This is a genomic window from Pseudomonas sp. UM16 (assembly GCF_050312595.1).
Taxonomy (GTDB): domain Bacteria; phylum Pseudomonadota; class Gammaproteobacteria; order Pseudomonadales; family Pseudomonadaceae; genus Aquipseudomonas.
Genome location: NZ_JBNPJT010000070.1, coordinates 1 through 444 on the forward strand (window position 1 = coordinate 1; position 444 = coordinate 444).

Consider the following 444-nt stretch of genomic DNA (forward strand, 5'->3'; position numbering starts at 1 on the left):
CTCTTCTCTCGGCTTGTCAACCATTTACGATTTCGATACCGTTTCCCGCTTCAAACCCTATATCGGCATGCGCGTCGCCTACGGACACGTCAGACATCAGGTTCGTTCGGTTGAACAAGAAACTGAGATTGTTACCACTTACCCAGAAAGCGGTGCGCCAAGTCCTGTCCCAGGAGCTGCGGTCGGAAAACCTGCCTATCACGAAAGCCGCAGCATCAGCAGCTTGGGCTTCGGCGCAGTGGCAGGCGTAGGCATCGACATCACGCCCAAGCTGACCCTGGACGCCGGATACCGCTACCACAACTGGGGACGCTTGGAAAACACCCGCTTCAAAACCCACGAAGCCTCATTGGGCGTGCGCTACCGCTTCTGATTCGCCGATTCCGATGCCGTCTGAACCTTCAGACGGCATTTTTGACGCGCTCGCCGTTTACGGGCGCGGGG

The 444-nt window shown here is 57.4% G+C and carries 1 protein-coding gene; it reads left to right on the top strand.

The window, feature by feature from the left end:
• A partial coding sequence (locus ACQRAX_RS25595) for an opacity family porin (protein WP_427867784.1) occupies nucleotides 1-373 on the top strand: 373 nt, incomplete at its 5' end.
• Nucleotides 374-444: the final 71 nt, after the last annotated feature.